This window comes from Pseudomonas sp. NPDC008258, from assembly GCF_042956345.1.
In the GTDB taxonomy this organism is placed as follows: Bacteria; Pseudomonadota; Gammaproteobacteria; order Pseudomonadales; family Pseudomonadaceae; genus Aquipseudomonas.
Genome location: NZ_JBIBGE010000006.1, coordinates 62,980 through 82,836, shown reverse-complemented (window position 1 = coordinate 82,836; position 19,857 = coordinate 62,980). Strand labels below are relative to the sequence as shown.

Sequence of the window (19,857 nt, the reverse complement as noted above, 5' to 3'; positions counted from 1 at the left end):
TTTCTGCAGACACTCTTTGCAGGCACCTTATGCATGAATAACCCTTTCGACCGAATCAGCGCTGCATTCGCCCCGGAATATCGGGTCAACCTGAGCATTGCCAACCTCGACGGCAGCATCATGCTCACCCTCTCCGACGACGCCGGCGTAGTCGCCAAGCGCCTCATTACCCAGGCCCAGCGCAACGACCCTGTTCGCCTACAGCGGGTGATCGACAGCATTCGCCTGGGCCTGGCCATCGAACTCAGCCAGAACCCCATGCAGGTGCTGGCTGCGCTGACCCGCGACGCCCGTCACGAGCCGCGCCCCTTCCTGGCCAACTGAGGGCTACTTGCCCTCCTCTACTTCCTTGCCGTTGGCATCCAGCACCTTGGTCGACGGGTAGCGGTACGAGGCGTAGCGCACCACCAGGATCGAGAACGCCAGCAGCAGGATGCCCCCGCACAGGTACAACAGCCCTTCGTCCGGCGCCTTGTGGTGGGAGACATCGCCGATCAGCAGGCGGGTCAGCGCGGTAATCGCCACGTACAGCAGGAAGCGGATCGGCATGTGGTTGGTCTTGAAGTAGATGCCTACCATGGCCCCCAGCTCCAGGTAGATGAACAGCAGCAGGATGTCATCGACACTGATCCCGCCCTTGCCGAGCATGTCCAGGAAGGTGACCACCGCTGCATAGGCGGTGATTGCGCCGATGCCGAACAGCGCCAGGTAATGGAAGGCCTCGACGCACAGGTTGCCCAGCGAGTCGGCCGAACCATGCAGGCCCTTGCGTAGCTTGTCTGCCCATTTGATGTTCACGATGTTCCATTCCCCGATACGTCTTTAAGGATGATGCGTCACCGGTGTGACGCTTGTGCCATGCAGTTAAAGGGCCAGGCCCCTGGCTTGGAAGGCGGCCGATTGCCGCAGGGCACTTTGAGGCATGGTGGAGTGTGTGGAGGCTGCTGGGTGTTCGGCGTGAATGTTTCGGCGTCTGTGAGATCGAGCGCCGCCCGCGCGGCGCATCGCGAGCTGGCGCTCGCTCCTACGTTTGTTTCGGGCCAGTTATGCCTGTGAGATTTGCGCGCGAATGCCTTGGCGCATGTCTCGATATCGCGTCGAACAAACAAGGCGGTCGCGCGCGTCTGGCGCAGGCGATACTGGCCCGAAACAAACGTAGGAGCGAGCGCCAGCTCGCGATGCGCCGCGCGGGCGGCGCTCGATCTCACAGGCGATAAAGATGTTGTGCCCAACACCACGCTACAATTTCTGCTTGCGAACCAACCAACATTGCCATTACTGTACACCCATACAGTAAACCGCAACACAACCAGCAAAAAGGCATAGAGGTGATGAATGGCCGTCGAAGTGGTGTACCGCAGCAGCCGCGACCCGGAGCGCTTGTTCATGGATAAGGCCGAAGCAGACCGTCACGACAAAATGCTCGAACTGGCCGAGCGGCTGGCCGAAGTGCTGCACAAGGCAGTGCCATCGCTGACTGAGCAGCAGGTTGAGGAAGCCGGTATCTACATGGCCAAGAACCGCGATGTGTTCGCCCGGGCGTTCAAGAGCCAGCCGGATGCGTTGGCCGAATTGCTCGAAGCGCCTGCAGCAGAGTAATTACCTGCACTGGCCTCATCGCCGGCAAGCCAGCTCCCACAGGGATATCACAGGTTCTGAAAATGGTGATATCCCTGTGGGAGCTGGCTTGCCGGCGATAGGGCCAGTGCAAGCAGCACAAATCCCATCAGCCATACAACAACCGCTCCGCCAACATCTGCGCCACCCGCGCCGGCGAACGCTTTTCCGCCTGGGCATGGCCAAACACTTCGGTCAGCCGTGAAGGTATTCGCGCCAGGTGCGCGGTGATGGTGCCCGGGTCTGCGCCACGATGTGTCAGCGCCACGTATATCAGCCCTCCGGCGTTGATCACGTAGTCGGGCGCATACAGTATCCCCCGCGACTCCAGCTGGTCGGCCACCTGCAAGGTGGTCAGCTGGTTGTTTGCCGCCCCTGCCACTGCCGCACAACGCAGTTGCATCACACTCTGCCCGTTCAGCACCGGCCCTACGCCGCAGGGTGCAAAGATGTCGCAGGGGGTGCTGATCAACGCATCGTTGGTCACAGGTTTTGCATCGAACTGATCCACCGCCAGCCGCACCCGCCCAGGGTCTAGGTCGCTGACCAGCAGCTCCGCCCCCGCTGCATGCAGTTGTTCGGCCAGGGCATAGCCCACATTGCCCAGCCCTTGCACCGCCACCCGCAAGCCTTCGAGGTTGTAGCTGCCCAACCGCGCGTAGGATGTGGCGCGAATACCGGCAAATACCCCCATCGCCGCATGCGGCGAGGGATCACCCGAGGCGGTGGTGCTGGTTACATGGGGAGTGCTCTGGGCAATGCAGTCCATGTCCAGGGTCGAGGTGCCGCTGTCCACGGCAATGATGAAGCGCCCATCCAGGGTATCGATGAAGCGGCCGAATACCTCGAACAGCGCGGCGCGGTTTTCCACATGCGGGTTGCGCATGATCACCGCCTTGCCGCCACCCAGCGCCAAGCCCGCCAGTGCAGCCTTGTAGCTCATGCCCTGGGCCAGGCGAATGGCGTCGGTCATGGCGCTTTCGTCATCGGCATAGGGCAGGTAGCGGCAACCGCCCATGGCCGGGCCCAGTTGCTCACTGTGAATCGCCACAACCGCTTTCAGGCCCGTAGCCGGGTCATTGAACAGGTGCAGGGACTGGGTACGGGTGCTTTGCATCAGTGCGAACATCGACAGGCCCCCCATGAGGTGCTTTCTCCAGTATAGGCACGGCCCCGACGCTGGCGCCGCCGCCGGACCACTGGACGAAACCACGCGCCACGGCTAATACTCAAGCGTGTGTGGAGAAGCCCCCATGAAGCCACGTCAAGCCTGCCTGGCCTGCCTGGAACGCGAGCCTGTCGCCCTGCTGGAAGCCGCATTGTGGATTGCCGCCGAGCACGACCGAAGTGTCGACCCCGCGGCCAGCCTTGCCTCGCTGCACGCCCTGCAACGGGAAATAAGTACCAACTTGCCGATGCTACCGCTGTGCGAACTGGCCCAGCCGCTGCTGCGCCAGCTTAATGCGCTGGGCTTCCAGCAGGATGAATACCACCCCCTGCGCCCGCAGGCGGCGATGATGGACAAGGTGCTACAACGCCGCCGTGGCCAACCGCTTACCCTGGCCATCCTTGCCCTGGAGCTTGCCGCGCGCCTGGCCATTCCGCTGGAGGGGGTGGGCTTCCCTGGCCATTTCCTGCTGCGCGTGCCGGGTGCCGACCACCTGCTCGACCCCTGCGGTGGCCGGCGCCTGTACCCCAACGATTGCCGTGAGCTGCTGGCCCGCCAGTTCGGCCCACACGTTGCGCTGACGGCAGAGCACATGCGCACTGCCAGCCCGCTGCAAATGCTGCAACGCCTGTCACGCAACCTACGCCAGCTGCACATCAGCAACGATGACCACCTGGCCGCCTTGATCGATGCCGAGCGGATCATGCAGTTGGGCCCGGTACAGGTCAGCGACTACGTAACCCGCGCATCGCTGTACCAGCATCTGGATTGCCCGCAGGCCGAGCGCTTCGACCTGGAGCATGCATTACTGCTGACGGACGACCCGGTCCAGCGCCTGAAGCTGTCCGAACGTATCGGCAAGCTTCCGACGGCGAACCGTTCGCTTCACTGAGCCGGGCTGTCCGGCTGCTGTGCAGGGTGGGCCTTGGCGAACGCCGGGTGACCGGCCGCCAGTGCGGCAACCCGAAGGATACGCGGGAAGCCGCCCAGGTCGATGTTGAAACGTTCGGCGGCATACAGCTGTGGAATCAGGTACACATCCGCCAGCCCCGGTTGGTCACCGAAACAATAGCCATGATCACCAATCAGTTGCTCCACCGCCGCCAGGCCCTGGCTGATCCAATGGCCGATCCACTGGTTGACCTGGCCCTCGTCCTGCCCGGCCTGGCGCAGCCGGTTGAGTACACTGACGTTATGCAACGGATGAATGTCGCAACCGATGATTGCAGCCACGCCACGTACCTTGGCGCGGTCCTGTGCCGCAGCCGGCAGCAGTGCCGGCTGTGGATAAACCTCTTCCAGGTACTCGATGATCGCGGGTGACTGCACCAGCAATTCACCGCCATCAGTGCGCAAGGCCGGTACGCGGCCCTGCGGGTTGACGGCAACATAGCCCGCCCCGCGCTGCTCACCCTGCAACAGGTTGACCGGCAGGGACTGGTAAGCCAGCCCCTTCAGTGCCAGGGCAATGCGCACCCGGTAGGACGAGGTGGAACGGTAATAGGTGTACAGCTCCATACCCGCCCCTCCTCAGTTGGCCGCAATGACCGTGCCGCGGCATTCGCCGAAGCCGATGCTGGCCACGCCGTCAAGCGTGCAGCGGGCACGCAGGATAATTTCGTCGCCGTCTTCAAGGAACTTGCGCACCTCGCCGTTGGCCAGTTCCACCGGCAGCTTGCCGCCTTCGGTGATCTCCAGCAGGCTGCCGAACGAACCTGCCGTCGGGCCCGACAGCGTGCCCGAACCAAACAGGTCGCCCGGCTGCAGCTGGCAGCCGTTGACGCTGTGGTGCGCTACCAACTGCGCTACCGTCCAGTACATGTTGCGAGTGTTGCTCAGGGCAAGGCGATGCGGGGCAATACCCTGCTCACGCATGCGCTCGGTCAGCAGCAACACTTCAAGTTCGATATCGAATGCACCGGCGGCCTGGTCGCGCTTGTCCAGCAGGTACGACAGGGGCTGCGGGTCGCCTTCAGGGCGTGCCGGCTGGGCGCAGCGGAATGGCTCCAGCGCTTCGGCGGTGACCACCCAGGGCGAAATGGTGGTGATGAAGCTCTTGGACAGGAACGGCCCCAACGGCTGGTATTCCCACGCCTGGATGTCGCGTGCCGACCAGTCGTTGAGCAGGCACAGGCCAGCCACGTGCTCGGCGGCGTCGCCTATCGCAATCGCCTGGCCCATGTCATTGCCCTGGCCAATCCAGATGCCCAGCTCCAGTTCGTAGTCCAGGCGCGCGCACGGGCCAAAGCTCGGCTCAGTATGGCCAGCCGGCAGGGTCTGGCCCTTGGGGCGGCGCACATCGGTGCCGGACGGGCGAATGGTGGAGGCGCGGCCGTGATAACCGATCGGCACGTACTTGTAGTTGGGCAGCAGCGGGTTGTCGGGCCGGAACAGCTTGCCCACGTTCTTGGCGTGCTCGATGCCTACGTAGAAGTCGGTGTAGTCACCGATCTGCGCTGGCACATGCAGCTGGCAGGCGCTGGCAGGGTACAGGGCAGCGTTCAAGGCCGCCTGGTGTTCGCTGTGCTCGCCAAGCAGCACCTGCAAGCGCTCGCGAAGCGCCACACGGGCAGTGCGGCCCAATGCGAAGAATGCGTTCAGCGCCCCGCCACGGGTGGCTTCGACGGCAGACTTGGCGGCACCGTCAAACAGGCCGGCGGCCAGCACCGCCTCCAGGTCCAGGATCGCGTCACCGATGGCCACGCCACAGCGCCTGGCTTCACCCGGCCGGCTGAAGATGCCCAACGGCAGGTTCTGCAGCGGGAAGTCGCTGTGCCCGTTGGCGTGCTCGACCCAGCTACGGGCATTGGCAGTGTGGTTCATGGGTTATCTCCGGTTCGGGTTGAAGGTGCTCGGCAAGGTGGCCCAGCAACTATCGTAGTCGGCCTGCAATTGCGGGCATTCGAGGGCCTGCAGGCTCGGGCGCAGCACTTGGCTGGTCTCGAACATGAAGGCCATGGTGTTGTCGATCTTGTGCGGCGCCAGGTCGGCGGCAATGGCTTTTTCGCAGGTTTCGGCATCGGGGCCATGGGCGCTCATCACCCCGTGCAGCGAGGCGCCACCGGGCAGGAAGCCTTCGGCCTTGGCATCGTAGGCACCGTTGATCAGGCCCATGAACTCGTTCATCAGGTTGCGGTGGAACCATGGCGGACGGAAGGTGTTCTCCGCCACCATCCAGCGCGGCGGGAAGATCACGAAGTCCATGTTGGCCAGGCCATGCACGCTGGTGGGCGAGGTCAGCACAGTGAAGATGGACGGGTCAGGGTGGTCGAAGCTGACGGTGCCGATGGTGTTGAAGCGGCGCAGGTCGTATTTGTACGGCACGTTGCTGCCGTGCCAGGCAACCACATCCAGCGGTGAGTGCTGCAGTTCGCAGGCCCAATGCTCGCCCAGGAATTTTTGCACCAGTTGCACCGGCCCTTCGGCCTCTTCGTAGTGCGCTACCGGGGTGAGGAAGTCGCGCGGGTTGGCCAGGCCGTTGCTGCCAATCGGGCCCAGGTCCGGAATGCGCAGCGGCGCACCGTGGTTTTCAGCGATATAGCCGCGGGCCTGGCTGTCGAGCAGTTCAACGCGGAACTTCATGCCGCGTGGAATCACCGCGATTTCCAGCGGCTCGACCTCCATCACGCCCAATTCAGTGGCAATGCGCAGGCGCCCCTGTTCCGGCACCAGCAGCAGTTCACCATCGGCGTTGAAGAACACCCGCTCCATCGAGCGGTTGGCGCGGTAGATGTAGATGCTCACGCCAGCCGGTTTTTCCGCTGCGGCGTTGGCCACCATCGGCAGCCAGCCTTCGATGAAGTCGGTGGGCTCTGCAGGAATCGGCTGGGGGCTCCAGCGCAGGCGGTTCGGGTTGATGGCACCCAGCGGCCCGGTCAGCGGTTGACGCGCCAGGCGCTCGAAGCGCGGGTGCAACGCCGACGGGCGAATGCGGTACAGCCAGGTACGGCGCAGCTCGCTGCGGGCCATGGTGAACGCCGTGCCCGAGAGCAGCTCGGCATACAGCCCATAAGGCGCCTTCTGTGGCGAGTTCTGCCCGACCGGCAGGGCCCCTGGCAGTGCTTCGCTGGCAAATTCGTTGCCGAAGCCGCTGAGGTAAGGAAGGTCGGGTGAGGTGTCGCGATTCATCGATGCCTCCGGGCTCTGGCCGAGCCGTTGCTGGCAGCTGGCTGCTGGCCCGGTGTGGGGTGACAGCGCGTCTGCATTGTTTTTATCGTAATCGAATTACGAATAACGTAATTTGCTACGCGCCTGGCGTCAAGCTATAAAGGCGCGACTCGAAGAATCCGGAAGAAGATGTCCATGGCCAAAGCCAGCTCCCCCGCCGACAACGGCAAGCAGAAAGTCCGCTCGGCGGAGGTCGGCACCGACATCCTCAAAGCCCTTGCCGAACTCTCCCCTTCCACCTCGCTGTCACGCCTGGCCGAGCATGTGCAAATGCCAGCGAGCAAGGTGCACCGTTACTTGCAGGCGCTGATTGCCAGCGGCTTTGCCGAACAGGATGCTGCTACCAACCATTACGGCCTTGGCCGCGAAGCCTTGCGGGTGGGGCTGGCGGCGCTGGGCAGCATCGATGTATTGAAGATTGCCGCGCTGCCGTTGTCGCAACTGCGCGACGAGCTCAACGAGAGCTGCTTCATTGCGGTGTGGGGCAACCAGGGTGCGACCGTGGTCAGCATTGAGCCGGCGGTGCGTGCAGTGACCGTGGTTACGCAGATGGGCTCGGTGCTGCCGCTGCTCACCTCGTCCACAGGCCTGGTGTTCGCCGCCTACCTGCCCGAGCGCGAGACCGTGGAATTGCGTGACCGGGAGCTGGCCACCTTGCAGCAAGGTGCCGATGATTATCAGGCGGTACTGGCGGGCATTCGCGAACGTGGCCTGCACCATGTGCACGGGCTGCTGATGCCGGGCGTGGATGCGCTTTCGGCGCCCGTGTTCAATGCCATGGGGCAGATCGCTGCGGTGATGACCGTGGTCGGGCCGACGTCGATTTTTCACGCCGACGAACATGGGCCGGCGGCGCAACGGCTGCTGGCGGCAGCGCAGGAAACCAGCTGGCGCATGGGCTATTCGCCGGCCGCCTGAGCGCCTGCGGCACTATTGCCCGATACGTAAAGGTGAATGTCATAAGCGGCTATTTTTCCCACAGGATCAAGCGCTTATTCTTAACTCACTGGCACGGCATGAAGGGCTCTTCCCCCCCGCTCTTCAGGCCTGCGAGGTTCACCGACGTAGATTTTGAAGCTCCTTGATCTGACGTCTCGATTGGCCGCTGCGGCTTGCAGCGGCCTTTTTTTTTTGCCCTGAATTATCTTCTGCCTGTGCTGGCCTCTTCGCGGGCTTGCCCGCTCCCACAGGGATACCACCAGGCCTGAGGGCAGTGATATCCCTGTGGGAGCGGGCAAGCCCGCGAAGAGGCCGGCGCAGGCAACACAGATTTCAACCCAGCGGGTACTTCTGCAAGTTGGCCATCATCTGCTGCAGCGCCTGCAAACTGTCCTGCGGGTGCACCGCCCCCTCAAAATCACCAATCCGCGCCCAGTTCTGCGCCACCTGCTCGGGGGTAAATCCTTCACGCGGATCAAAGCCCACCCCCAGGCTGCGCTCCCAGCGCACCTTGCCTACCCAACCGCCCCCCACCTCGAACAACTCCCCGGTGCCTTGGGACTGCTCGCTCCCCAGATACACCACCAGCGGGCTGACCAGTTCCGGTTTGAGCCGCTCGAAGACCTGCACAGGGATCAGCCCTTCGGTCATGCGGGTGCCTCCCGTGGGGGCAATGGCGTTCACCAGGATGCCGTGCTTGCGCCCTTCGATCGCCAAGGTGCGGGTCAACCCGTACAGGCCCAGCTTGGCCATACCGTAGTTGGCCTGGCCGAAGTTGCCGTAGATGCCAGAGGTGGAAGCGGTAAAGATCACCCTCCCCCAGTTCTGATCGCGCAGATGGGGCCAGGCGGCGCGGGTGACTTTGAAGGCCCCTTCGACATGCACCTGATACACCTGCTCCCAGTCGCTGTCGTCCATCTTGTGGAAGGTCTTGTCACGCAGGATGCCGGCATTGTTCACCAGCACATCCACACGGCCAAAGCTGTCCAGCGCCTGCTCGACAATACGGGCGCCCTGGCTCACCGAGTCATGGTTGGCGATGGCAATGCCACCGGCTGCGCGGATCTCTGCCACCACCCGGTCGGCAGCCGAAGCACTGGCACCTTCACCGTGGGTAGAACCGCCAAGATCATTGACCACGACTTTGGCCCCACGCGCGGCAAACAGCAGCGCATGGGCACGGCCCAGGCCACCGCCGGCTCCGGTAACGATCACCACGCGATCTTGCAGACGGACAGGCTCACTCATGCTCATGGCTCCAGGCAAGTTCAGGTCAGCCGAGTGTCCGCCGCCAGCGGCAGGCGGACAATCAAGCTCACGCAGGCTGAATGCCTGGCAATAACGCAGGGCGATGAGGCCCGGTCAGGACCACGCTACCTTCTGCGGGTAATAGTTCAGCGGTTGGTCACGAAAGGCCAGGTAGTGGCGCAGCACCTGTACGGGCGCTTCGGTGTGCGGGTAGTGGCCAATACCCTGCAACTGCACGGTGTCCGGCTCGGGCACCAGTTGCCGGTAACGCTCCAGCATGTGCCCACCGGAAAGCGGGTCGACCACACCATTGATGAAACGCAGTGGCACGCCCTTGCGCTGCATCGCCCCGACCCAGCGTTCGCGGTGCAACCTGCGCTCGGGCATGTAGCCCACCAGCTTGTGCAGGATACGCGTGCCCCGGTTGGCGGCGATCAGGCTCCAGAAATCATCCAGGGCACTTTCACTGGGGTGGGTGCACGGGCCGTACACCTGGGTCACGTTGCGCACCAGGTCGTCACGCCCGAACGAGCGGCCCACCAGCCAGCCGAACCGGCTGAGCAGCAGCTTCTGGATCAGCAGCATGCGGCAGCTTTCCGGGAACAACCCACTGTTGAGGAACACGCAACTGGCAATGTCGGCGTACTGTTCATGGTGCCGCGCCAACAGCTCTTGCGCCACGCTGCCGCCGTAGTCGTGGGCCAGCAGGTGCACCGGCTGGTCAACCTGTAAATGGCCGAGCAGGGCCTGCTGCAAGTCGGCTTGTTCCATCAGGCTGTAGGCGTGATCGACAGGTTTGGCCGAGTCACCAAAGCCGAGCATGTCGCACGCGATCACCCGGAAGCGTTGGGTCAAGGGCCCCCACAGGTAGTGCCAGTCCCAACTGGCCGTGGGGAAGCCGTGTAACAGAAGCAGGGGCTCTCCTTGCCCTGCGGTCCAGTAGCGGATGCTCTGGCCCCGGAAGTCGAAACTTTGGCCCCGGGTACGCCAGACGCACAATGGAATTTCGGCCATAGGCATCAGAAGTAACCCGGTGAAGTAACAGGGAGGGAATAGGGCAAGGCTGCGGTCATTGCATGTCACCTCGGCACATACATGTGCTCTCTATGTCGAGGCAAATTCTAGCCAGCAGCCCGAAGGCTGGAACTTGCGTTGCCAGCCAGCTTGATGACTGTGCGAGTCAGTGGCACGAACGGTCAGAGCAGCATGGCCAGCAGCGGCGCCGCGAACAGGTTCAACAACCCGGTCAGGACCATGACCAGGCCGGCCACCGAGCCTTCTTCGCGGCCGACCTCTTGTGCCCGGCTCACCCCTGCGCCATGCGCACCCACGCCGAACAGCGCGCCGCGTGCCAACGGTGTGCGTAGCGGCAACCAACGCAGCAGCACACCGCCGAACATGGCGCCGAGCACGCCGGTAAACATCACGAACACTGCCGTCAGTTCCGGTATCCCGCCCAGGTCATGGGCCAATGGCATGGCAAACGGCGTAGTGATCGAACGCGGCACCAGCGACAAGCTTGTCGCGCTGTCCAGCGCCAGCAGGTGCGCCAGCCCCCATGAGCTGGCGATTGAGGCACTGCTGCCGGCCACCATGCCCACCATCAGTGCCGGCCAGTGGCGCGCCAGCATCGCCCGCTGCTGCCAGATCGGCACCGCAAAGGCCACGGTTACCGGGCCGAGCACGCTCATCAACCAGTGGGTGTTGCGCGCATATTCGGCATAGGCCGTGTGCAGCGGCACCGCCACCGCCAGCAACAGCACGGGTACCAGAATCAGCGGTGACAGCAGGTAACGCCCGCTGCGCCGGTACAGCCAGCGGCTGCCCAGGTAAGCCAGCAACGTCAGGGCCAGCCAGAACAGCGGCATGGGCTCAAGGCTCATGGCGCAGGCTCCAGCGGCACACCAGTTCCACGGTGAGTGCGGTTACGACCATGACCATCAGCGTGCTCACGGCAATCACCAGCAAGATGCGCCAGCCCTCATCGCGGATCAGCGCGCCGTAGTCGAGCAAGCTCATCAGTGCCGGAATGAAGAACAGCAGCATTTCGGCCATCAACCAGCCGGCACCCAGTTGCAGCATGGCCGGTTTGAGCGCACCCGAGGCAAACAGCATCAGCAACAGCGCCAAGCCCATCACGCCACCGGGGATTGGCCAGCCCAGCCACGTGGCAAGTTTGCCGCCAAGCAGGAACAAGGCACAAAGAATCGCCAGTTCGACGAGCAGCCGCAGGGCTTTTTTCAGTAACGCGGGTTTCATGGTGGGGTTCCTCGACAGGCCCTCATTTTAAGATTCGGCTGCCTAGGCCAGAAGCGAATTGTTAGACTAATCGCCATTCCAGAATGGAATTCAGGCTATGGAATTCAAACAGCTGCGCAGCTTTATCGAAGTGGTTCACCGCGGTGGTTTTACCCAGGCGGCGCAGACGCTGCACATCAGCCAGTCAGCCGTTAGCAAACAGGTGGCCCAGCTGGAGCAAGATGTGGGCCAGCCGCTGCTGGAGCGCCAAGCCTCGCAGCTGCACCTGACGGCTGCCGGGCGCATCGTGCTGGAGCGCGGTGAAGCCCTGCTACGCCAGCGTCAGGCGCTGCTGAGCGAACTGGATGACCTCAGCCAGATGGAGCGCGGTGAACTGCGCCTGGGTTTGCCGATGCTGGGCAGTGATGCCTTGTTCGCTGGGTTGTTCGCCGAGTATCGGCGGCGCCACCCGAACATTGCGATCCAGTTGCTCGAAGGCGGCAGCCGTAGCGTCGAGCAGGCGGTCAGAAGTGGCGAGCTGGAACTGGGTGGCAGCCTGACACCCGGCGACGATGGGTTCGACTACCAGCCATTTTGCAACGAACCGCTGGACGCCCTGCTACCGGCTGGCCATGCCTTGGCGGACTTGGACGGGGTGAGCCTGGGGCAACTGGCCGATACGCCGTTCCTGCTGTATCAGCGCAGCTTCGTGCTCAATGACCGGCTGCTGAAGGCGTGCCAGCTGCAAGGGTTTACCCCGAAGGAAGGCGGGCGCAGTGGCCAGGCGGATTTTTTGGCGGCGCTGGTGGCGGCAGGCCAGGGCGTGGTGTTGCTGCCCCGGGTGGTGGCAAAAGCGCTGGAGCGCCCTGGGGTGGTGCGTTTACCGCTGCGCTCGCCGCAAGACCTGCGCTGGGATATAGCGTTTATCTGGCGGCGCGGGGCCTACCTGTCGCGCGCGGCGCAGGCGTGGTTGGCGTTGTTGCGCGAGTGGCCGGTTTCTGACAGCAAGGATTGAACTGGCCTTGCTGGCCTCTTCGCGGGCACGCCCGCTCCCACAGGGATATCCACTGCCCTCAGGTTTGGTGATTTTCCTGTGGGAGCGGGCGTGCCCGCGAAGAGGCCGGGTCAGGCTGCGGACATGGATCAGGCTTTCAATACTGCGGCCAACTCAGCCAACCAAGGCTCTGCATCGGCCTCCGGGGTCACCGTCTCGCTCGCATCCAGGCGCAGCATCGGCTGCACCTCGCGCACACCCAATTCGGCAAACAACTCGCGCATCTGCTCGCCACCACCGCAATAGGTATCGCCATAACTGGAATCACCCAGCGCAATCACCGCACCCGGCAGGCCACGCCAGGCGGCTGGCAGGGTGTCGCGAATGGCGCAGAACAGCGGCATCAGGTTGTCCGGCAGTTCGCCCATGCCAGTGGTCGAGGTCACGGCCAGCAAGGCGTCAGGGGCAAAACCTTCAAGATCCTGCAGGGTGGCACGTGCAGCATGCCAGGCCTCCAGGCCTGCCGCCTTGAGCAGCGATTCGGCGTGACGGGCGACTTCTTCGGCGGTGCCATAGACCGATCCGGAAATAATGGCGACTTTCATCGGGTAGAGGATTCCGAAACTGAGTGAAAACGTAGGATACTAGCATCCAGCGCTGGCAAAAGGCCGCCTCTACCAAAGTCGCCGTCTTCAGCCCCTCTTTGCCCAATGGCCCGAACATGATCAACGCGCAATTACTGCAATCAATGGTCGATGCGTCCAATGACGGGATCGTGGTCGCCGAACAGGAAGGCGACGACAACATCCTGATCTATGTGAACGCCGCCTTTGAACGCCTGACCGGCTACAGCCGCGATGAGGTGCTGTATCAGGACTGCCGCTTCCTGCAGGCCGCAGACCGTGACCAGCTTGGCCGTGCCCGCATCCGCAAGGCCCTGGCCGAGGGCCGCCCATGCCGTGAAGTGCTGCGTAACTACCGCAAGGATGGCAGCGCCTTCTGGAACGAATTGTCGATCACCCCGGTTCGGCGCGACGGCGAACAGCGCACCTATTTCATCGGTATCCAGAAAGACGTCAGCCGCCAGGTCGAACTGGAACGGGAGCTGGCTCAACTGCGCGCTCGTCCGAAACCCGACGAACGCGTCTGAACCAAGTTCGCCACGCACGGTCAATCCCGATGAAGAAATCGCCACCAACGAGTTCGATCATGCAAGCAGATGCGCTTCTGACCCAGGCCGAGCTGGATTTCATCCAGAACATGCAGCATTCGCCGCAACTGAACCTGGCCGACTCCATGTCGAGCCTGCTGGTCAATGGCGATCGCCGCATTCAAAGCTTGCTGACCCGCTTGGTGGCCAACGAACAGGTAACCCTGCAGGCCCAGTTCAACAACCAGCAGATCAGCTTCCCGCTGCAACTGGTGGAAGATGAATTCCACGCCCTGCACCTGCAACTGGGCTCACCGGAAATCTACGAAGACGGTCCCATGCTGCGCCCCTGGCGCCTGTCGATGGACCGGCCCAGCCCGCTGCTTGATAGCTTTGATCAGGAAAGCGGCCTGTGGGTTCGCGACATTTCGTTCAAAGGTGTACTGCTGGAATTACGCGGCTTGCAAGCGGCGCCGTCGCGCTTCGAGTTGCGCTTCGCCCCGGACGGCATCAGCCCGATCGAGCTGCATGGCGTATTGGGTCGGCGTATCGGCCCGGACCTGGCGGCCTACGACCTCAGCCAAAGCCCGGCCGAAGAAATCGAGCGCCTGCGCGACTATATCCTCCAGGCCCATCGCCGGGCCCACCCCGACCTGCACACTCAGGTGTCGAGCTGACCGGCCAGAAACTGCCGCAACCGCTGACGCATCACACTGCCCTGCGCACCCAGGCAGGCAATCGGGCTGCCTGCCAGGTTTTCCTGTGCCACTTCCGACGCTTCACCGGCCAGCAACAGCGGGCAATGCAACCCTGCCGCCAAACGCACCAGGCGCCGGCAGACCTCAGCCGTGGGCGCCTGGTGCGATAACAGCACCAGGGCGTCCGGCCTCAGGCGCTCACAGGCCAGTGCCAGCTCCAGCAGCGGCTGCCCGGCCGCCAGGGTTGTCACGCCAACGTCGTCGCTGCCCAGGGTCAGGCCGGCCACCAGTAACTCCAGTTCATGACGCAGCCCCGGCAGCGGTGCCAACAGCACGGTGCGGCTGCGTGGCGCATGGGCCAGTTGCATGCGGGCAAACACCCGGCCGCGCAGGAACTGGTCGAGGAACAGCCACTCGCTGGTCTGCCCGTAGTCGCCCTGCCCGGCTGCCAGGTCGTGCCACACGGGCATGAACACCTCGGCGAACACCTGGTCCAGGGCATTGGCAGCAAATACTTCGTCGAACAGCCTGTCCAGGCCGGCCACATCGAAGCGTTGCAGCGCCTGGCGAATCTGCTGCTGCCAGCGCGGCCAAGCGTCGGTTGTGTCACCCGCCTGCCCGGCCAGGGCATGGCCGCGAGCGATAATGCTGCCGACTTTACTGACTGCCACACCACGCTCCAGCCAGCCGAGGATGCGCCGGATGTCGTCGATATCAACCTGGGAATACAGGCGGTGGCCACTGTCGGTGCGGGTTGGCCGGATCAGCCCATAGCGGCGCTCCCAAGCGCGCAGGGTCACGGCATTGACATCCGTCAGGCGGGAGACCTCACGGATCGGAAACAGCTCCTGCTGATCAAGCGCTTGCTCGATCAGCCGATTACGTCCCTGTTCGTTCATCTGCACGGTTTACCCTGGGTGCGGAAGTTGAACGCGCATTCTACTACGACGACACCGGTCGCAGGGTGCAACCGTTTGCCGCCTGATTATTCGCCGAACATTGCACATGCGCGATAATGCGCGCCCGATTCTTGCATGCACGCCTGCGTTGCCCACCACCCCGGGCCACGCAGCCAAAGGGGCCAGCTACCCGCCAGCCCCGTTGCCAGGAGATACACGATGTCTACCCCACCCGTCACCCTGATGGTGTCGCGCCGCGCCGCCCATGGCCGCTACCAGGACCTGCTGGCCTGGTTGCATGAAGGCGAACAGCTGGCCACCGACTTCCCCGGCTACCTCGGCTCGGGCATCCTTGCCCCGCCCAGCGATGGCGACGAATTCCAGATCATCTTCCGCTTCAGCGACGAGCCCACCCTGCATGCCTGGGAGCATTCGGCCTCGCGCCGCGCCTGGTTGCAACGTGGCAACGGCCTGTTCGAGCGCCCCAAAGAGGCGCGCGTCAGCGGTATCGACGACTGGTTTGGCACCAATACGGTGCAAAAACCACCACGCTGGAAGCAAGCGGTGGCTATCTGGCTGGCCTTCTTTCCGGTTTCGCTGGCGTTCAACCTGCTGTTCAGCCACTGGCTGGCGCCACTGGACATGGTGCCACGGGTACTGATCAGCACCCTGGCCCTGACGCCAGTAATGGTGTACCTGTTCATCCCGCTGTCCACGCGGCTGCTGGCCAACTGGCTACATGCCTCACCGGCCACCGCTGGCGCCTTGCGCAGCCGCTGAGGCCAGGCCATACAACAGGGAAACAGTTCGGGTATGCTGGGCGGCAATCAAAGGACAGACAGTTGACCGCCCCGAACATGAACAGCCCCATTCTCGTTACCGGAGCCAGCCAGCGCGTCGGGCTGGCCCTGGCCCTTGAACTGGCACAGGCCGGCCATACGGTGGTCAGTGCCAGCCGCAGCGTCCAAGCACAGACGGCCCACCCGAACATCGTGCAGTTCCAGGCCGACCTGTGCCAGGCGGCCGACCGCCAGGCCCTGATCGACCACCTGCACAACCATTACGACGGCCTGCGCGCCATCATCCACAATGCCTCGCTGTGGCTGGACGACGGCCTCGACAACCTCGAGACCATGTTCCGCCTGCACGTCGAAGCGCCCTACCACCTCAACCTGGCCCTGGGTGACCTGCTGGCCAAGGTGGATAAAGCCGACATCATCCACATCTGCGACGAAACCTCATCGCGCGGCAGCAAAAGCCACATCGGCTACGCCGCCACCAAGGCCGCGTTGCAGAACATGGTGCTGTCGTTTGCCGAAAAATATGCGCCCAAGGTGCATGTGAACGGTATCCTGCCCGGGCTGCTGATCCTCAAGGAAGGGGGCGATGAAGCCTACCGCCAGCAAACCCTGAAAAAGGCCTTGCTGGAATTCGAACCCGGCGCCGGCCCACTGATCGAGACCGTCAAGTACCTGCTCGCCAGCCAGTACAGCACCGGCAGCCAGGTGGTCATCAACGGTGGCCGCCACCTGAAGAACCGCATGACCTGAGAGACGCCCATGACCCCACAGCAACAGCTCGAACTCGAAGCCGCCGCGTTCCGGCGCCTGGTCGAACACCTGCAAAACCGCACCGACGTACAGAACATCGACCTGATGAACCTGTCCGGTTTCTGCCGCAACTGCCTGTCCAAGTGGTACAAGGCCGCGGCCGACGAGCGCCAGCTCGACCTGAGCCTGGATGACGCCCGCGAAGCGGTGTACGGCATGCCCTACGCCGAGTGGAAAGCCCAATACCAGAAAGAAGCCAGCGCCGATCAACAAGCGGCGTTCGAAAAAGGAAAACCTCGTGACTGATCTGAATACCCTGCGCGCCAGCCTGGCCGGCGGCCAACATGTATTTGCCGACACCCTGGCGTTCATTGCCGACAACTACAGCTACCAGCCTCAGGCGTTCAACAATGGTGGTGTGGAGAATGCTGCCGGGCAGAACGAAGGTTCGTGCAAGACCCTGGGCCTGGCACTGCTGGAAGGGCTGAGCGATCAGGAAGCGCTGCTGGCCTTTGGCGAGCATTACCGTGATGTGGTTGCCACGCCTGAGGGCAGCGACCATGGCAATATCCGTGCGCTGATCAAGCATGGGCTGGCTGGGGTGAAGTTTGTTGAGTTGCCGCTGTCGCGCAAGGCTTGAGATAGCCGGGGCCGCTTTGCGGCCCATCGCCGGCAAGCCAGCTCCCACAAGAATCGCGCCAACCATTTGCTGCAGGGCAAGACAGTGACCCAATGGGTATTCCACTGACATCAGGCTGAATGAGGTCCTTGTGGGAGCTGGCTTGCCGGCGATGAGGCCAGGGCAAGCAACATCAATTCATGATCCTTCCTGGCACCCCACCTTCCAGTCTCCCAACCTGCAACCATTGCAACGCCACAGGCCACAGACTCTCGCGAAACCGGTCATGGAAAAACGCGAAATGGCCAATCTCCTCGACCGAGATATCCACAGGCGCGATACGCAGGTGCCGGGCACCCTGTAGATAACTCAACAACCGCTCGGTTGCTGCCACCGTGCCAAACGGGTCGTCGGTCAGGCTGATCGCCAGCGTCGCCGCCCGCACCTGGGCGAACGGTAGCGTCTCAAGGCCACGCCCGCTGGGCCTGTGTTCGTAACGCGGGGTTCGGGTAGTCCAGTCATGTACCACGCCGGACGGCGTATCTTCCAGCCACCCCAGGCGCTTGCCGGGGAAGTAACCGAACACCCGGGTCAGCAGCGGCATTACCACATGCCATTTGCCGAACAGCTGCCAGCGCTGGCCGGCCGCATAATCGCGCCAGTAGGCAAACTGCGCACCCACCATCACAACCCGCCGGACCCGGCTTGCAGAAGGTGCCAGCCCCACTGCCCAGCCGCCGAAACTGTGCCCCACTACGTCCACCGGCTGGCCGGGGAAATGTTCGGCCGCATGCGCCAGCATGGCTTCGAAATCCAGCCGGCCCCAATCGCTCCAGGTGGCCCGAAAACCGCGCAAAGACGCCGGGCGGGACTCGCCGATGCCCCGATAATCGTAGGTCAGCACATCAAGGCCGTGGGCGAACAGGTAGTCGGCAAAACGCGAGTAGTAGCGGCAGCGTACCGAAGTGGCAGCGTTGATGATCACCAGCGGGCGCTGGGGGTCAGGTTGGGCGTGGCGCCAGACGAAGCCGCCGAGGGTGTATCCGTCGGCTGCGGTGTGGCGGAACGGGGTGGCGGGTTGGGTGAGGCTGCTCATGGCGCATTCCCTGTTGTTGTGCGCCAAAACTAGCAAATAATTTGTAGCCTGTACCTGCCTCTTCGCGGGCTTGCCCGCTCCCACAGGGATTTTCACAGGGCCTGAAGGCAGTGAAATACCTGTGGGAGCGGGCAAGCCCGCGAAGGGGCCGGTACAGGCTTACCCGATTAGAGCTCGATGCAGTCGAACTTCACATCGGTAGCCACGTCTTCGTCGTAGTTGACGTCAGCGCGCTCGAAGCCGAACAGGTTGAGGAACTGCTTCTTGTAACCGGCATAGTCGGTCAGGTCGAACAGGTTCTCGGTGGTCACGGTTGGCCACAGGGCCTTGCAAGCGTCCTGCACGTCATCGCGCAGTTCCCAGTCGTCCAGGCGCAGACGGCCCTTCTCGTCGACTTCGGCCGGCGCACCGTCAGCGCGGTACATGCGGTCGCGGTACATGCGGTCCAGCTGGTCCTGGGTGCCTTCGTGAACGCCCTTCTCCTGCATGATCTTGAAGACCATCGACAGGTACAGCGGCATCACCGGAATGGCCGAACTGGCCTGGGTGACCACCGACTTCAGCACGGCCACGTTGGCGCCGCCTTTCACTTCATCGGCCAGTTTCTGGTTCAGGCGCAGGGCAGTTTCGTCCAGGTCCTGTTTGGCCTGGCCCAGTGCACCGTGCCAGTAGATCGGCCAGGTGATGTCGCTGCCGATGTAGCTGAAGGCCACGGTACGGGCGCCTTCGGCCAGCACGTTGGCGCCTGCCAGGGCGTCGATCCACAGCTGCCAGTCCTGGCCACCCATGACGGTAACGGTGTCGGCGATTTCCTGCTCGGTGGCCGGCTCGATGCTGGCCTCGATGATGGTGTCCTTGTTGGTGTCGATGGCGGTCGACTTGTACGGCTGGCCGATAGGCTTGAGTGCCGAACGAATCACTTCGCCGGTCTGCGGCAGCTTGCGCACAGGCGATGCCAGCGAGTAGATCACCAGGTCGACCTTGCCACCCATTTCGTTCTTGATCAGCTCGATGACCTTGGCACGGGCTTCATCAGAGAAGGCGTCACCGTTGATCGACTTGCTGTACAGGCCCTCGGCCTTGGCAAACTTGTCGAAGGCCGCGGCGTTGTACCAGCCCGCAGTGCCGGCCTTGGTCTCGGTGCCTGGTTTTTCGAAGAACACGCCCAGGGTGTCGGCCTTGAAGCCGAACGCCGCGGTGATGCGGGCTGCCAGGCCGTAGCCGCTGGAAGCACCGATGACCAGGACCTTCTTCGGGCCATCCTCGCGCACGCCCAGCTTGCGGGTGGCTTCGATCTGGTCACGGACGTTGAGCTCGCAGCCCTTCGGGTGAGTCGTGGTGCAGATGAAACCGCGAACCTTAGGATGAATGATGGCCAATGTCTGTACCTCGTCAGGTTTATGCCGGGGAAGCGCCGCTTGGGGCGATTCCGATTGATCAGAGGGTGAGACTACCCCCGCAGGTTATCCGACAC

Annotated in this window: 24 protein-coding genes; 11 read left to right on the top strand and 13 right to left on the bottom strand. The window is 63.2% G+C overall.

The genetic code is table 11. The features are described 5' to 3' along the window. Nucleotides 1-33 precede the first annotated feature (33 nt). A complete protein-coding gene (locus tag ACFY9W_RS06640) occupies nucleotides 34-324 on the top strand; it encodes a DUF3509 domain-containing protein (RefSeq protein ID WP_391127432.1) in 291 nt (96 codons plus the stop codon). Nucleotides 325-327: 3 nt separating this feature from the next. On the opposite strand, the gene ACFY9W_RS06635 is transcribed toward ACFY9W_RS06640, so the two are convergent. Continuing rightward, entirely contained in the window at nucleotides 328-798 is a 471-nt protein-coding gene (locus ACFY9W_RS06635; protein ID WP_201207815.1) for a phosphate-starvation-inducible protein PsiE, read from the bottom strand. A gap of 537 nt (nucleotides 799-1,335) precedes the next feature. Between ACFY9W_RS06635 and ACFY9W_RS06630 the strand changes: the two genes are divergently transcribed. Further along, nucleotides 1,336-1,599 (top strand): YebG family protein, encoded by a 264-nt coding sequence (locus ACFY9W_RS06630; protein WP_016497959.1) that lies wholly within the window; start codon nucleotides 1,336-1,338, stop codon nucleotides 1,597-1,599. Between the two features lie 127 nt (nucleotides 1,600-1,726). Here ACFY9W_RS06630 and ACFY9W_RS06625 read toward each other — a convergent pair whose 3' ends face one another. Then, entirely contained in the window at nucleotides 1,727-2,746 is a 1,020-nt protein-coding gene (locus tag ACFY9W_RS06625; protein WP_391127429.1) for a Glu/Leu/Phe/Val dehydrogenase dimerization domain-containing protein, read from the bottom strand. Between the two features lie 124 nt (nucleotides 2,747-2,870). Between ACFY9W_RS06625 and ACFY9W_RS06620 the strand changes: the two genes are divergently transcribed. Next, entirely contained in the window at nucleotides 2,871-3,677 is an 807-nt protein-coding gene (locus ACFY9W_RS06620) for a tetratricopeptide repeat protein (protein WP_391127426.1), read from the top strand. Here ACFY9W_RS06620 and maiA read toward each other — a convergent pair. Genes maiA through hmgA form a run of 3 tightly spaced genes read right to left on the bottom strand, consistent with a single transcriptional unit; the run spans nucleotide 3,671 to nucleotide 6,913 of the window. Beyond that, the gene (gene maiA / locus ACFY9W_RS06615) at nucleotides 3,671-4,303 is read right to left on the bottom strand and encodes a maleylacetoacetate isomerase (protein WP_391127423.1); all 633 of its coding nucleotides are present in this window, start codon (nucleotides 4,301-4,303) and stop codon (nucleotides 3,671-3,673) included. The genes ACFY9W_RS06620 and maiA overlap by 7 nt on opposite strands. A 12-nt stretch (nucleotides 4,304-4,315) precedes the next feature. Further along, a complete protein-coding gene (gene fahA, locus ACFY9W_RS06610; protein WP_391127420.1) occupies nucleotides 4,316-5,608 on the bottom strand; it encodes a fumarylacetoacetase in 1,293 nt (430 codons plus the stop codon). 3 nt (nucleotides 5,609-5,611) lie between these two features. Next, nucleotides 5,612-6,913, bottom strand: a complete 1,302-nt coding sequence (gene hmgA / locus ACFY9W_RS06605; protein WP_391127417.1) for a homogentisate 1,2-dioxygenase — start codon at nucleotides 6,911-6,913, stop codon at nucleotides 5,612-5,614. Nucleotides 6,914-7,087: 174 nt separating this feature from the next. Here hmgA and ACFY9W_RS06600 point away from each other — a divergent pair, with 174 nt between their 5' ends. Beyond that, entirely contained in the window at nucleotides 7,088-7,870 is a 783-nt protein-coding gene (locus tag ACFY9W_RS06600; RefSeq protein WP_391127413.1) for a helix-turn-helix domain-containing protein, read from the top strand. A 354-nt stretch (nucleotides 7,871-8,224) separates the two neighbouring features. On the opposite strand, the gene ACFY9W_RS06595 is transcribed toward ACFY9W_RS06600, so the two are convergent. The 4 genes from ACFY9W_RS06595 to ACFY9W_RS06580 form a co-directional block, all read right to left on the bottom strand. Continuing rightward, on the bottom strand, nucleotides 8,225-9,139 hold the full coding sequence (locus tag ACFY9W_RS06595) for an SDR family NAD(P)-dependent oxidoreductase (RefSeq protein WP_391127410.1): 915 nt from the start codon (nucleotides 9,137-9,139) through the stop codon (nucleotides 8,225-8,227). A gap of 114 nt (nucleotides 9,140-9,253) precedes the next feature. Beyond that, complete coding sequence (locus ACFY9W_RS06590; RefSeq protein WP_391127407.1) at nucleotides 9,254-10,159, bottom strand: alpha/beta fold hydrolase; 906 nt, start codon at nucleotides 10,157-10,159, stop codon at nucleotides 9,254-9,256. Between the two features lie 176 nt (nucleotides 10,160-10,335). Further along, nucleotides 10,336-11,022 carry an LrgB family protein gene (locus ACFY9W_RS06585; protein WP_391127404.1) on the bottom strand — a complete coding sequence of 229 codons (687 nt, stop codon included), beginning with the start codon at nucleotides 11,020-11,022 and terminating at the stop codon, nucleotides 10,336-10,338. Then, the gene (locus ACFY9W_RS06580) at nucleotides 11,012-11,398 is read right to left on the bottom strand and encodes a CidA/LrgA family protein (protein WP_391127402.1); all 387 of its coding nucleotides are present in this window, start codon (nucleotides 11,396-11,398) and stop codon (nucleotides 11,012-11,014) included. Before ACFY9W_RS06580 ends, ACFY9W_RS06585 begins: the two co-directional genes overlap by 11 nt. Before the next feature lie 97 nt (nucleotides 11,399-11,495). Here ACFY9W_RS06580 and ACFY9W_RS06575 point away from each other — a divergent pair, with 97 nt between their 5' ends. Continuing rightward, nucleotides 11,496-12,392 (top strand): LysR substrate-binding domain-containing protein, encoded by an 897-nt coding sequence (locus tag ACFY9W_RS06575; protein WP_391127399.1) that lies wholly within the window; start codon nucleotides 11,496-11,498, stop codon nucleotides 12,390-12,392. Nucleotides 12,393-12,520: 128 nt separating this feature from the next. Here the strand turns inward: ACFY9W_RS06575 and ACFY9W_RS06570 are convergent, their stop codons facing one another. Beyond that, complete coding sequence (locus ACFY9W_RS06570; RefSeq protein WP_391127396.1) at nucleotides 12,521-12,976, bottom strand: flavodoxin; 456 nt, start codon at nucleotides 12,974-12,976, stop codon at nucleotides 12,521-12,523. A gap of 116 nt (nucleotides 12,977-13,092) precedes the next feature. Here ACFY9W_RS06570 and ACFY9W_RS06565 point away from each other — a divergent pair, with 116 nt between their 5' ends. Then, on the top strand, nucleotides 13,093-13,521 hold the full coding sequence (locus ACFY9W_RS06565) for a PAS domain S-box protein (protein ID WP_391127393.1): 429 nt from the start codon (nucleotides 13,093-13,095) through the stop codon (nucleotides 13,519-13,521). 59 nt (nucleotides 13,522-13,580) lie between these two features. Further along, nucleotides 13,581-14,198: a hypothetical protein gene (locus ACFY9W_RS06560; RefSeq protein WP_391127390.1), complete on the top strand. Its 618-nt coding sequence runs from the start codon at nucleotides 13,581-13,583 to the stop codon at nucleotides 14,196-14,198. Here the strand turns inward: ACFY9W_RS06560 and ACFY9W_RS06555 are convergent. After that, entirely contained in the window at nucleotides 14,183-15,118 is a 936-nt protein-coding gene (locus ACFY9W_RS06555; RefSeq protein WP_391127387.1) for a MerR family transcriptional regulator, read from the bottom strand. The two genes, ACFY9W_RS06560 and ACFY9W_RS06555, sit on opposite strands and share 16 nt — an antisense overlap. A gap of 219 nt (nucleotides 15,119-15,337) precedes the next feature. On the opposite strand from ACFY9W_RS06555, the gene ACFY9W_RS06550 reads away from it, so the two are divergent. The 4 genes from ACFY9W_RS06550 to ACFY9W_RS06535 all read left to right on the top strand — a co-directional run bounded on the left by ACFY9W_RS06550 (nucleotide 15,338) and on the right by ACFY9W_RS06535 (nucleotide 17,308). After that, nucleotides 15,338-15,898, top strand: coding sequence for an antibiotic biosynthesis monooxygenase (locus ACFY9W_RS06550; protein WP_391127384.1), 561 nt, complete (start codon nucleotides 15,338-15,340; stop codon nucleotides 15,896-15,898). A gap of 77 nt (nucleotides 15,899-15,975) precedes the next feature. Further along, nucleotides 15,976-16,668, top strand: coding sequence for a dihydromonapterin reductase (gene folM, locus ACFY9W_RS06545; RefSeq protein ID WP_391127779.1), 693 nt, complete (start codon nucleotides 15,976-15,978; stop codon nucleotides 16,666-16,668). A gap of 9 nt (nucleotides 16,669-16,677) precedes the next feature. After that, nucleotides 16,678-16,974, top strand: a complete 297-nt coding sequence (locus ACFY9W_RS06540) for a DUF1244 domain-containing protein (protein WP_391127381.1) — start codon at nucleotides 16,678-16,680, stop codon at nucleotides 16,972-16,974. Further along, nucleotides 16,967-17,308 carry a HopJ type III effector protein gene (locus ACFY9W_RS06535; protein WP_391127379.1) on the top strand — a complete coding sequence of 114 codons (342 nt, stop codon included), beginning with the start codon at nucleotides 16,967-16,969 and terminating at the stop codon, nucleotides 17,306-17,308. The genes ACFY9W_RS06540 and ACFY9W_RS06535 overlap by 8 nt, the downstream gene beginning before the upstream one ends. Before the next feature lie 172 nt (nucleotides 17,309-17,480). Here ACFY9W_RS06535 and ACFY9W_RS06530 read toward each other — a convergent pair whose 3' ends face one another. After that, nucleotides 17,481-18,383 (bottom strand): alpha/beta fold hydrolase, encoded by a 903-nt coding sequence (locus ACFY9W_RS06530; RefSeq protein ID WP_391127376.1) that lies wholly within the window; start codon nucleotides 18,381-18,383, stop codon nucleotides 17,481-17,483. A 167-nt stretch (nucleotides 18,384-18,550) separates the two neighbouring features. Continuing rightward, complete coding sequence (gene fabV / locus ACFY9W_RS06525; RefSeq protein ID WP_391127373.1) at nucleotides 18,551-19,762, bottom strand: enoyl-ACP reductase FabV; 1,212 nt, start codon at nucleotides 19,760-19,762, stop codon at nucleotides 18,551-18,553. Between the last annotated feature and the right edge of the window lie 95 nt (nucleotides 19,763-19,857).

Excerpts from the sequence above, each read along its gene's own strand:
- hmgA (WP_391127417.1), bottom strand. The coding sequence starts at position 6,913 with ATGAATCGCGACACCTCACCCGACCTTCCTTACCTCAGCGGCTTCGGC.
- ACFY9W_RS06590 (WP_391127407.1), bottom strand. The coding sequence starts at position 10,159 with ATGCCTATGGCCGAAATTCCATTGTGCGTCTGGCGTACCCGGGGCCAA.
- folM (WP_391127779.1), top strand. The coding sequence starts at position 15,976 with ATGAACAGCCCCATTCTCGTTACCGGAGCCAGCCAGCGCGTCGGGCTG.
- fahA (WP_391127420.1), bottom strand. The coding sequence starts at position 5,608 with ATGAACCACACTGCCAATGCCCGTAGCTGGGTCGAGCACGCCAACGGG.
- ACFY9W_RS06600 (WP_391127413.1), top strand. The coding sequence starts at position 7,088 with ATGGCCAAAGCCAGCTCCCCCGCCGACAACGGCAAGCAGAAAGTCCGC.
- ACFY9W_RS06550 (WP_391127384.1), top strand. The coding sequence starts at position 15,338 with ATGTCTACCCCACCCGTCACCCTGATGGTGTCGCGCCGCGCCGCCCAT.
- maiA (WP_391127423.1), bottom strand. The coding sequence starts at position 4,303 with ATGGAGCTGTACACCTATTACCGTTCCACCTCGTCCTACCGGGTGCGC.
- ACFY9W_RS06560 (WP_391127390.1), top strand. The coding sequence starts at position 13,581 with ATGCAAGCAGATGCGCTTCTGACCCAGGCCGAGCTGGATTTCATCCAG.
- ACFY9W_RS06585 (WP_391127404.1), bottom strand. The coding sequence starts at position 11,022 with ATGAGCCTTGAGCCCATGCCGCTGTTCTGGCTGGCCCTGACGTTGCTG.
- ACFY9W_RS06580 (WP_391127402.1), bottom strand. The coding sequence starts at position 11,398 with ATGAAACCCGCGTTACTGAAAAAAGCCCTGCGGCTGCTCGTCGAACTG.
- ACFY9W_RS06595 (WP_391127410.1), bottom strand. The coding sequence starts at position 9,139 with ATGAGTGAGCCTGTCCGTCTGCAAGATCGCGTGGTGATCGTTACCGGA.
- ACFY9W_RS06530 (WP_391127376.1), bottom strand. The coding sequence starts at position 18,383 with ATGAGCAGCCTCACCCAACCCGCCACCCCGTTCCGCCACACCGCAGCC.
- ACFY9W_RS06620 (WP_391127426.1), top strand. The coding sequence starts at position 2,871 with ATGAAGCCACGTCAAGCCTGCCTGGCCTGCCTGGAACGCGAGCCTGTC.
- ACFY9W_RS06630 (WP_016497959.1), top strand. The coding sequence starts at position 1,336 with ATGGCCGTCGAAGTGGTGTACCGCAGCAGCCGCGACCCGGAGCGCTTG.
- ACFY9W_RS06625 (WP_391127429.1), bottom strand. The coding sequence starts at position 2,746 with ATGTTCGCACTGATGCAAAGCACCCGTACCCAGTCCCTGCACCTGTTC.
- ACFY9W_RS06640 (WP_391127432.1), top strand. The coding sequence starts at position 34 with ATGAATAACCCTTTCGACCGAATCAGCGCTGCATTCGCCCCGGAATAT.
- ACFY9W_RS06555 (WP_391127387.1), bottom strand. The coding sequence starts at position 15,118 with ATGAACGAACAGGGACGTAATCGGCTGATCGAGCAAGCGCTTGATCAG.
- ACFY9W_RS06575 (WP_391127399.1), top strand. The coding sequence starts at position 11,496 with ATGGAATTCAAACAGCTGCGCAGCTTTATCGAAGTGGTTCACCGCGGT.
- ACFY9W_RS06570 (WP_391127396.1), bottom strand. The coding sequence starts at position 12,976 with ATGAAAGTCGCCATTATTTCCGGATCGGTCTATGGCACCGCCGAAGAA.
- ACFY9W_RS06565 (WP_391127393.1), top strand. The coding sequence starts at position 13,093 with ATGATCAACGCGCAATTACTGCAATCAATGGTCGATGCGTCCAATGAC.
- ACFY9W_RS06540 (WP_391127381.1), top strand. The coding sequence starts at position 16,678 with ATGACCCCACAGCAACAGCTCGAACTCGAAGCCGCCGCGTTCCGGCGC.